Annotated in this window: 8 protein-coding genes; 1 reads left to right on the forward strand and 7 read right to left on the reverse strand. The window is 46.0% G+C overall.

The window, feature by feature from the left end; translation table 11 throughout:
• Positions 1 to 294 precede the first annotated feature (294 nt).
• Positions 295 to 1461, forward strand: a complete 1167-nt coding sequence (locus R3289_RS01795; RefSeq protein ID WP_318923641.1) for a Card1-like endonuclease domain-containing protein — start codon at positions 295 to 297, stop codon at positions 1459 to 1461.
• Positions 1462 to 1733: 272 nt separating this feature from the next.
• Here R3289_RS01795 and udp read toward each other — a convergent pair whose 3' ends face one another.
• The 7 genes from udp to R3289_RS01830 all read right to left on the reverse strand — a co-directional run bounded on the left by udp (position 1734) and on the right by R3289_RS01830 (position 11170).
• Entirely contained in the window at positions 1734 to 2501 is a 768-nt protein-coding gene (gene udp / locus R3289_RS01800; RefSeq protein ID WP_318923642.1) for a uridine phosphorylase, read from the reverse strand.
• Positions 2502 to 2857: 356 nt separating this feature from the next.
• Positions 2858 to 5359: a zinc/cadmium/mercury/lead-transporting ATPase gene (locus tag R3289_RS01805; RefSeq protein WP_318923643.1), complete on the reverse strand. Its 2502-nt coding sequence runs from the start codon at positions 5357 to 5359 to the stop codon at positions 2858 to 2860.
• Between the two features lie 159 nt (positions 5360 to 5518).
• Positions 5519 to 5992, reverse strand: coding sequence for a response regulator (locus R3289_RS01810; protein ID WP_318923644.1), 474 nt, complete (start codon positions 5990 to 5992; stop codon positions 5519 to 5521).
• 9 nt (positions 5993 to 6001) lie between these two features.
• Positions 6002 to 7327 (reverse strand): ATP-binding protein, encoded by a 1326-nt coding sequence (locus tag R3289_RS01815; RefSeq protein ID WP_318923645.1) that lies wholly within the window; start codon positions 7325 to 7327, stop codon positions 6002 to 6004.
• 79 nt (positions 7328 to 7406) lie between these two features.
• A complete protein-coding gene (locus tag R3289_RS01820; protein WP_318923646.1) occupies positions 7407 to 8822 on the reverse strand; it encodes an SLC13 family permease in 1416 nt (471 codons plus the stop codon).
• A 435-nt stretch (positions 8823 to 9257) separates the two neighbouring features.
• Positions 9258 to 9680 (reverse strand): CBS domain-containing protein, encoded by a 423-nt coding sequence (locus tag R3289_RS01825; protein ID WP_318923647.1) that lies wholly within the window; start codon positions 9678 to 9680, stop codon positions 9258 to 9260.
• A 182-nt stretch (positions 9681 to 9862) separates the two neighbouring features.
• Positions 9863 to 11170 carry a DUF945 family protein gene (locus tag R3289_RS01830; protein ID WP_318923648.1) on the reverse strand — a complete coding sequence of 436 codons (1308 nt, stop codon included), beginning with the start codon at positions 11168 to 11170 and terminating at the stop codon, positions 9863 to 9865.
• Between the last annotated feature and the right edge of the window lie 107 nt (positions 11171 to 11277).

Here is an 11277-nt window from a genome sequence, read left to right on the forward strand (position 1 = left end):
GATATTTAGTAACAACTCTGGTTAAAATAACTACAAGCAAAAAATGACTTTAACCCACATAAAACTGACACACAGCAAACAAAAAAGAGAGATATTTCAGATATATTGGATTTTGTGCAATTATTTGAAGATGATTATGGATATTGCATTGAAATACTGTTTTTCAATACCCATATCTTAGTCTAAATAAATAGATTTAATAATCTTGTGTTGGCATCCTTTATTCTTTTTGCCTTTTAGTGCCCACAAGAACTATCAAACCCTGTTCATTCGGGGAAGGCATTAAGGATTTTTATGATTACTCATGTTGGCGTTATAGACCAAGACCCCGTAAGACTTATTACCCCGTTATTAGATCACGCAATTCCGGCCGATAAAATGATTTTTATCGGCACGGCAAGCCAGAAAGAGCAGTACGAGCGCCTGGCATCAATACTGACACCCAGAGATATTGAGGTTGAATTTTTCCCGATCCCTGATTCCATCAGTATCATTAGCCTTCGTCAACGACTCAACGAGTTAGCAGATAAACTCAGACAAACCCAGACTGAAGTCTGGTTTAACGCGAGCTGTGGTTTACGTCACCGCCTGCTTTCTGCGTATGAGGTTTTCCGCTCTTTTCATTGGCCTATTTATGTCATCGAACCTTTTAGTGACGAAATGTGCTGGCTCTACCCGTCAGATCGTAAACAACAACAAGTTGAAGATCGAATTCAACTGGCTGACTACCTCACTATTTTTGGTGCAAGAAGTGAGTTGCCAGCAACCACAGTACCGGATTCACTCAACAATCAGCTTTGGGAGCTGGGACAACGCTGGGCAAGATCGGCACTGGAACTGGGGCCCGGATTAGCAACGCTGAACTACCTGGCAACCACCTGCCGTAAAGAGCAGAAGCTTGATGTTACCCTGAGTGAAAAGCAACAAGGCTATAGAGAATTGGGCATGTTAATTGCCGATCTGCAGGATACCGGACTGGCAACCTACGAAAAAGGCATTTTGATTTTCAAGCATGAAGACGCACGTCGTTTCGCGAATGGCGAATGGCTGGAAAATCTGGTGCACAGCACAGTTCGTGCAATTCAAAATGAACTGCCAACCATTCAGGATCACTCAGTAGGCGTTCAGGTTTACCGTAAGATCGGAGACCGTGAAGTCCGTAATGAGCTGGATGTCGCAACTGTTGTAAATAATAAGCTGCACATTATTGAGTGTAAAACTAAAGGTATGCGTGATGATGGTGACGACACGCTCTACAAGCTGGAATCACTGCGTGATTTATTAGGCGGTCTGCAAGCTCGTGCAATGCTGGTGAGCTTCCGTCCACTGCGTCATCATGATTTAGTCCGCGCCCAGGATTTAGGCCTCGCTATCATTGGTCCGGATCAACTCGGTGATCTGCAAACCCACCTTCACAACTGGCTGAAAGATGCCGGTGGTCAGTCACATAATATTGCGTAAACTAGCAACGGTTCATTTAAAAAGGTCGAAATTACGACCTTTTTTGTACTTTCTTTACTCTTTCTATATGTACAAAAAAACCGGTACATTAGTACCGGTTTTCATCTTGAATGGTGAGATCACTCATAGGATTTTTGCGCTTCCAGCACATATCCTGAAGTGGTTCTTAGTACGCCGTTAGTTGTCCTGAGGTCGAAGAAGAAGCCCTGAGTTTATAACTATAAATGAGGACTTCCGATAAAGAGATCAGGGCAAAAAACAAGTAATAAGAATTACTCTGCTAGCATGCGACGAGCAGCTTCAACGACCACTTTGATAGAGCGTGCTTCCGTCTCTTTCAGCGTCGCATGATCGGGGATCTCTTTCTGAGTACGGTTGATGATAACGCCCGCAACACAACCGGCACGCAGACCAGAACTAGCACACATCGTTAACAGTGTTGCTGATTCCATTTCATAGTTCAGAACGCCCATCTCCTGCCACTCTTTCATTGAGCCCTGGAAACGACGAACAACACGACCTGAGAACGTGTCGTAACGCTCCTGACCAGGGTAGAAAGTATCACTCGATGCCGTTACACCTGTGTGTACTGTTGCACCTTCTGCTTCAACTGCAGCTTTCATCGCTGTCGCAACATCAAAATCGGCAACGGCTGGGAATTCCATTGGAGCAAAATGCAGGCTCGCACCGTCAAGGCGTACAGAACCTGTTGATACGATCATATCACCCACATTGATATGTGGCTGAATCGCGCCTGTTGTACCAACACGCAGGAATGTACGGATACCTAATTGCGCCAACTCTTCAACCGCGATTGACGTTGACGGACCGCCAATACCCGTAGAGCAAACAATCACAGTCTTACCATCTAAAACGGCGCGGTAAAGCGTATATTCACGTGAGCTTGCTAGAAACTCAGGGTTATCCATCAGATTTGCGATCTTTTCAACACGTGCCGGATCTCCTGGAATAATTGCGAGTTCCGCACCATTAAGATCCGCTTTTGTCACACCTAAATGAAAAACTGTAGTCTCAGACATAGTCATATCCTTTTATTGTTTGCCACTCTGTATAGGGAAGTCAGAGGTCGTGGCTTTAAACTAATTTTAATGTTTAGGCAGTATTCATCCTATATTATAAAAAGATAAATACTCTCAAAACACCAGTTAACGATAACGGATAGAATCACAACTTTAAGTGACGAAAGTCACATATAGAAAAATGAAACGCTTTACTAGTTACACGCAAATGTGATGCTCGTCACACCTAACCGTTTGCTGTTGTCCTTTCTCACAAATTAAATTAAAAAAACGGCATCACCTTTATCCATCAACGAGAGATATAAGAATAGGTGATACCGATTTTTTGTCGTAATAATTCTGCGTATTATACCCGGTTATTCAGCCAAACGGCTTTTGGGGTTAAAGCGCAACAAACGCAATGCATTCAATGTCACCAGCGCCGTTGCACCGCTATCGGCCAGTACCGCAACCCACAGCCCGGTGATCCCCAGCAAAGTCGTTACCAGAAAGATGCCTTTCAATCCTAACGCCAGAACAATATTCTGACGGATATTTCTGAGCGTGGCACGAGACAGTTCAATCATCATCGGAAGCTCCGACAGACGGTTATGAGTGAGCGCCGCATCTGCCGTTTCCAGCGCGACATCGGTACCGCCACCCATGGCGATACCGATCGACGCTGTTTTCATTGCCGGGGCATCATTAATACCATCGCCTACCATTGCTACATTGGCATTTTCGTTGGCGGTTTGTACTTCTTTTACCTTGTCAGCAGGTAATAACCCGGCGCGAAAATCGATGCCTATCTCCTTGGCTATAGCCGCGGCAGCCCGGGGGTTATCTCCGGTTAACATCACTGACCCGATCCCCATCAGCTCAAGCTCTTTAATGGTATTGGCAGCATCATCCCGCAGGTTATCTCGCCATGCGATCACCCCCACAGCAATGCAATCACGCAATGCAACAACCAGGGTTTTACCTTCGGTTTCCAGTGACATCACTTGCGCGTGTTGTTCAGCTGTTAATGCCACAGACCGAGGTAAACGATCAGCCGCACAAAGCAGCAGAGTCTCACCGTCAATCACACCTTGAATCCCACGCCCGGGCAGTGCTTCACGCTCAGCGGCTTCAGTTACTCTCATTCCACGATCTTGCGCAGCCTTAACTACCGCAATGGCCAACGGGTGCAATGATCCTGCTTCGACGGCTGCTGACTGGCGAAGTAATTTCTCTTCGTTACCATCCCAACAGATTAGATCGGTCATCACAGGTTTACCCTGGGTTAAGGTTCCCGTCTTATCGAACGCAATCGTGCCAATATGCCCGAGCTGCTCTAATGCGGCCCCGCCCTTAATCAAGGCACCACGGCGAGCGGCAGCGGCCAAGCCTGATGTAATCGCTGCCGGTGTAGAAATCACTAATGCACAAGGACAGGCAATCAGCAATAAGGTTAAACCGCGATATATCCACTCATGCCACGATTGAGCAAACAGCACCGGTGGGATCACAATAACCAGTGCCGCAAGCACAATCATTGCCGGGGTGTACCATCGACTGAAACGATCTAAAAATCGCTCTAACGGCGCTTTACGGGATTCGGCATCTTCAATTAAGTGAAGAATGCGATCAATCGCATTATCACCCTGCTCTGAAATAATGCTCAGGCGCACAACCTTATCAGCCACCAGTGAACCCGCCATCACTTTCTCACCCGGCAGGTGCTCGACCGGTACCGATTCGCCCGTTAAGGCACTTTCATCAAAACTCGCGGTAATATCGAGCAGTTGGGCATCAGCCGGTAAGCGTGCTCCCGGCGCAACCTCAATCACATCCCCCTTATTAAGATCTTCCGCTGCGACTCTTTCTTTCGTCCCGTCAGGGTAGAGCACGGTCGCTTCTTCAGGTACCAAATCCATCAGGGCTTTTACCCCGCTGCGTGCACGTGATGATGCATACCCTTCAAGTTGTTCGCCGATCAAGAAAAGCAGCAATACCATGGCGGCTTCTGCAGTTTCGCCTAAATACAACGCACCAATAGCCGCAATACTCATCAGGGTTTCAATCGAGAAAGGTGTCCCCGACTTTGTCAAATTAACGGCTTTTTTTACGATGGGGAGCAGCCCCAAAACGGTCGTTAGCGTGAAGGCAAGCTGACCATAGAGTTCTGAACTGCGGCTAATTAAGAATGAAGCCAGCATCATCAGGGCAATGATAATCACCGGCAGGTACTGCTTGATGAAACCGGGCTTTTCCTGCTCCTGGATCTTTCTACCTGTCACTAATTTAAAACCCGTTTCTAATGCCTTGGCTTCAACCTCTGCGGCCAGTGATGCCGATTGGCAATTTACCACCAGCTTTTCTGTCGCAAACATAACCTTTGCCTGCTCAACACCAATAATAGTGAGCAGCGCTTTTTCCAGTTTACTGGCACAGCTAGGGCAATCCATACCAAGGATTTTCCAACTCTGGCTGTGACCTAAATTTGATTGAATTAATTGCGCTTCTGGATGTTGATGGTCTTCTAAAGAGAGAGACTGATCAGAGCAACCATTGGTTGTACTGCAACACTTTTCCATTGACGGAAGTGATTCTGAGTGATCAGGTATGGGGGTGAAAACAGCCGCAGATGACAACGACAACGTCCCTGACTTAGACTTAATTACCCCTCCAAAGGGTGGAACAGTCAACTTATGGCCGGAAGCAGGATCGTCTGGGCCTGATTCATCACCGGTTTCATCGCTCGACGCAACATAGGTGCTGCCCATACTGCAACACTCTGTTGCCATGGCGGCGACAACCTGTACCGAACTTGATTTAGCTGCGGTTGGTTTTACGGTATGAATATGAGGTTTCTTCTTATTACATTGAGCACACATTGTGATTCTCCTTGCTCGCTGTTATTACACAATAATAGGTCTTATCAATGTGATAATTATAAACCTTTGAGTAATGTCTAAGGTCAACAAAAAAAAAGCCAAAACAAATTGTTTTGGCTTTTAATTAATGGCAAACGAGAAGATGATAATCAGCTATCACTATCTAACTCGCCTGAAAATGACGCTGTTATCGAGAATCTCGATCCACGGCTGATAATCGAAGCCCATGTCAAACACATACTCAGTGATCAGGTTACGGGCTGAAGTAAGTAATACTTCTGCTTTCCAGGGTTTTTCAAAATAGCTTTCAATCCGAGCCCGGTTAATCGCAGCAATGGTATCTTGGTGAGTCGCCTGGCCGGTTAACAGTACTTTTTTGGTGAACCTGAAACGTGAGTCTTGTGATATTTCCGTTAACAATTCAACCCCGGTTTTACCCGGCATCACATGGTCGGATATCACCAGAGCCACATACTCACCTTCAGCATCAAGCTCATCCATCAGCTCTAATGCTTCATCCGCCGACTCACAATCTTCCACATGAAAGTAGTCATTCAGCGGCGCTAAGTCTTTAAGTACGGCACTTAGCACTTCCCTTTGGTCATCAACACAGATGATGTTTAGCTTTTCCATAACCGTCCCTTACGCAATAGGCAGTTTAATTCGAAATTTGGTTTTTTCTGGGTCACTTTTCAGTGCAACCGTACCGCCGTAACTGTTTACAATACGCTGCACGATCGACAAACCCAGCCCTAAGCCAAACGACAAGCCCCCTTTCTTGGTGGTGAAGTTTGGCTGAAAAATTTTTCTCCGGGTTGCTTCATCAATCATCGGACCATTATTGCTAATAGTGATCAGCAACCGATTTTTAGAATAACGGGTGATAATTTCAATCTGCGCCTCAGGCGTTTGCTCCATCGCATCACAGGCATTTTTAATGATATTAACCCACACCTGCACCAACTCGGTCGCACTTGCAGTAATCGTGGGTAATACCGCCGGACGCAATATCACATTGACGCGACGCAAGTTGCTCTGCAGCAATGCCAGTGATTTGTGAATCGTATCGTTGACGTCGATATCCGACTGGCGAGTCTGATCACTGCCACCGAGCTGTTTCACCGAACGCACGATACTGGCGGCATGCTTACCAGCAAGCCGCATATCATGCAGATCCCGACCTATGTCCCAATACTGCAATGCATCATCAATAGCAGCCAACCAGGTATCAGGTACATCACCTTGCGGCAAGGCCCGAGCTAACTGGCGAGCCTGATCGCGATTGAGGCAATACTTTTCCTGCAACTCTTTTGCCCGTTTTCTCACCTCAGCGGAAGTGGATGACTGACCGTCACAGATCCCACGCTCTAAAAACGGTGAAACTTCCGGTCTGTTTTCTTCAAGAAAACGGCAAATTGAGTTTTGGATCCCTTCCGTTTTACTGCTCAATACGCCAACGGCATTATTCAATTCATGAGCAATACCCGCAGCCAGCTGACCTAATGTCGTCATTTGCTCAGCCGCATACAGTTTTTGTAACGCTTTTTCTTTTTCCAGTGCTTGCATGCCTGTCAGCATTTGCCGTTGTGCCAGCTCGTGGACCATCACCGGCATAAACTGCTCGATCAGTGAACCATACTTCTCTGGCTCGACCGCCTGGGTATTTAAATCAATCCAGGCGATCTCACTGTCTTTTTCCGCAATCACCGTGGTTGAGGCCACCAGCGTCTTAGCAAAATAACTGTGTACGCCAAAATACATCCCTTGTTCAACCCGAAATACCTTCGCCGTTAAGCCACTATTTTCATTGTGCAGATAGCCCGACAATTCACCTTTCTTAACCCAGTACAACCTGTCGTTAAAGCCATCCTGCTTTAACACCTGAGTGTTTGCACTGACCGATATTGTGCGCGTACGATCCTGAAAATAGACGTCGACAATGCGCTGTAATGCTTTCGGTTGATGCATGAATACGCCTTTTAGTTCCTTAAATTTGAGGAGCCAAGAATGTGATTTCAGATACTAGTTACTCGAACCTCGCCTTTCCTTAGATATGATCAATTAAATGCAGTAACCAAATCATCGCAAAGCTTAAGGTCACACCGACGACTCCAACAACGACTCCAATACGTGCCATCTGGCTACTCTCGACATGGCCAGTGGCATGTGCCAGCGCATTGGGCGGAGTACTGATGGGTAACGACATCCCCAGTGAAGCGGCAAAAGTCACAACCAGGATCAGGGTGATTTCGCCACCCAATGGCACCAATGAGGTCATCGATGTGCCTAAAGCCGCCATAATTGGCATCAGTAAGTTTGCTGTTGCGGTATGGGACATGAAATTCGCCATCAATAAACACAGTAACGCTGCCCCCCCCAGCACCACGTAAGGTGAGAAGCTATCAAACGGAATGCTGTGTACCATCAAGCGAGCAAGACCGGTTCGATCGAGGGCCAGACCCAGTGCAATACCACCCGACACCAGCCACAGAACATCCCATGAAATTTTCTTTAAGTCTTCTTTGTTGATAATGCCGGTCAGTGAAAAAACTGCAACTGGGATCAATGCGACAGTGTATGAATTCATGCCATGGGACGAGCCCATCAGCCACAACAAAATGGTCAAACCAAAGGTGATATACACAGTGATCGCTTGAGGTGTTTTCAGAAACTTTCCTTTAATGGTCAGTTCAATTTTTTCCTGCGTGGCCGGGTACAAAAAGTTTATCAGTACCCACGCAAATACCAGCATGATTGCGACAAACGGCACCCCAAAGAACATCCATTCACCAAAAGTGATCATGTTCTCTTCGCTCAGGTATTTCAGCGCAATCGCATTTGGCGGCGTACCGATCGGTGTACCAATACCACCGATGTTCGCGGCAACGGGTACACATAAAGCAAACGCTATCTTGCCCGGATCTTTACTGCCAAACAGAGCAATAACCGGCGCCAGAATAGACAGCATCATCGCCGTGGTGGCCGTGTTCGACATAAACATTGAGAAAATTGCGGTGATCAGCATTAAACCAAACATCACATACTTCGGCTGAGTTCCGAAAGGCTTCAGCAGTACGCGGGCCAAGTTAACATCTAAACGGTATTTCGTTGCTGCCATCGCCAGAAAAAAGCCACCTAAGAACAGCATGATGATTGGGCTGGCGAACGTAGCCATGATATCGCTGTAAACCAGCAAATCACCAAAGTGTTCTTGTCCTTCCGCTTGCCGGAACAGATAAAGTCCTTTATCTGACAGCAACAATAACTCTAGAACAATGATAACCACAGAAGTCGCATAAATGGGAATAGGCTCAAGAACCCAGCACAAAGCCGCCAGCAAGAAGATTGCAATGACCCGTTGCTGGACAATTGTCAGCCCCTCGACAGGAAATGCGGTCGCCGGCAACAAAAGAATCAAAAGCGGGATCAGAATAGGTACGATATACCTGATGTATTGACGCATAATGGTGTTATTCCCTTAAAACAAAATGTACAAACATCACTCATAACCACTGCGTTCATTGCTTTTTTTGCTTATGCTTTAGAATAATCAGCAGTGATTCTGCACCCGTGCGAACCTACGTTCATCGGCGTGCGAATGATATATACCCAAACCACTTCAAGGTGTATTAACACCGTATATCGGGGTGGTTTGGGTATAAACCTTTCGCGTTAATCATTCTGCTTCTTAATCCGCTTGATTTCACCCTCTCAGATCAATAATTTTGTGAAATATGAAAGGCTTTTGATCTAGGTCTCTCATTCTTAAACGACCATAAGACAGATAGTTATTACCAAATAAGTCAAATCGCGACTTCACTCACAATAAATTTAAATATGAATTATATTCAACAAAAAAAGGCGCCGATGCGCCTTTCTTTAATACGTTGATGTAAAATTATACCGGGTGTTTAAAGCACGCCCCAATCTGAGTACTGATAGCCGTTAACACATCACGTCGGGTGATCACACCGACCAATTTTCCATTCTTCGGATCGACGACCGGATAAATTTTGGGCTTCTGAGCCGACATGATTTCTGCCAGCTCGATGATTGAGTCTTCAGGAGACACGGTCAGCACATCAGAACGCATACAATCTCGCACATTGTCGGTGTCCTGACAGTAGTACCCCACTTTCAGTAACTTGTGGATCATGTCTTGTTCCGACAAAAAACCCACGACTTTCTTTTGCTCATCAACAACCGGACCACCGATTTGTTTTGATGATAATAGCTTATCCAATGCGACAGATAACGACATTTTCGGATCGAATGTTACTGGCTGCAGCTTCATATAATCTTTTACTTTTAACGATTCCATGTATCCCCCAGAACCTATTGTTAATGCCGGATAAACAGGCTACGAGCTTTTTTGATGTCAAGATACCTGCCCCGTTAAATTAAGTGTCGTCTATTTCTTTAAAATTACTAAATCGAAATAACCAATTTTATCAATAGATATAACTGATTAAAGCTCACCAAACATAAACCACGATAACAATGCTACATAAGCAGCATTAACAACATGGCCAGCGGTAGCTGATCACCCGATGCTAAAATGATCTGGTCACCCTCAATCTGCAATTGCATTTTGTACTGACCATTTTCTTTCACAACCACACCGCCTTGCTCCATCATCGCCGCTTTTTCAGACAAAACAGGATCTTCATCGACAATTGCCTGTGGCAGGATCAGGTTAATCTGTCCGGATAACTTCTCAGTGATTTGCGCGAGATTTTCCGACGCACGGGCAATCCCCGGGGCAATCACCACATTGATATTACTTTTCACATGGCCTTGCGGGGTCGTTACACTTAAATCTTCAAGATTAAACGTCAGCCCTTTCGCCACCAGCAGATCAAGGGCTAACGAGGCTTCCTCAGCCTGCTCGGCTGTCATTTGATCGTCAAGCTCATCAGCCATGTCACCCAAGCGGCTAATGGCACGATAGTTCAGATCTGCGAATGCCATTTTAAAGTTAAAATTGCTGAACTCTTCGCCATCGAGCGATGTTATTTTAGCAATTGTCACCGTGTTCAGATTGGTAAGCTGTTGTTCTGCAGTATCAGATGCCGGATCGGGCTGGGTCAGGGTATTGCTCATTGCCAGCTTTACATCCTCAACCTCGACACTCTTATCATTGTTCTGATCAATAAAGCTCACGCTGTTAAGGCTGACATTCTGACTGCCAATCCAGAACTGATCAGCTAATACGCCTTTCCCTCCCCCAGCAAGTTCTCTCATCACCATCGCTTCATCTGCCAGGGTGATAATCTTGGCTTCAGGTAAACGATACCGGAATTCACTTGCCCCTTTGGCATCAACCGTACCTTCCATTACAAAAGCCTTGATGTCGGCTTTGGCTCCGCTTTCTTCCGTGTAAGAAACCGGATTAATCGTAATGTTAAAGTCTGTTGTGCGGGTCAATGCCGTCGATGTGGTAAAAGTGATCGGGGAGACGCCGTCCCCCCATAGATCGTTGGCAATCGGCTGAAACGCTTCATCCAACACCAGAGAGCTGACAGAGCTTACCCCAAACAGGCCATGTTTTACCTTATGTTCAAGGTACCAGACGGTTGGCAACCCCTCATCTTCAAAAATCGCCTTAAAGGCATCTTTTATCTCTATCCGAGAGACAGCATCAGAAGATAAGTAACCACGATCATAATTGGCATTGGTAATGCTCACGTAAGGGCTATCATATTTTCCAACAGTATCGAGATATATCCGCTCTCCTACCTGACCTGTCGCAAATGGCCAGCAGAGTGCAATAACAACAGCACCACCAGCCGCAGCTACTTTCTTCAGCATGTCGTATCCTGATTTAAAAATTCAAGTGAATGTATATCCACAAGATGCAAGATTCAGCATCTTGAGTAAGCTTGGGTATAGTCTATTACAACTTAGAATATTCCTCT

The sequence above is a fragment of the Photobacterium sp. genome (assembly GCF_033720175.1).
GTDB lineage: Bacteria > Pseudomonadota > Gammaproteobacteria > Enterobacterales > Vibrionaceae > Photobacterium.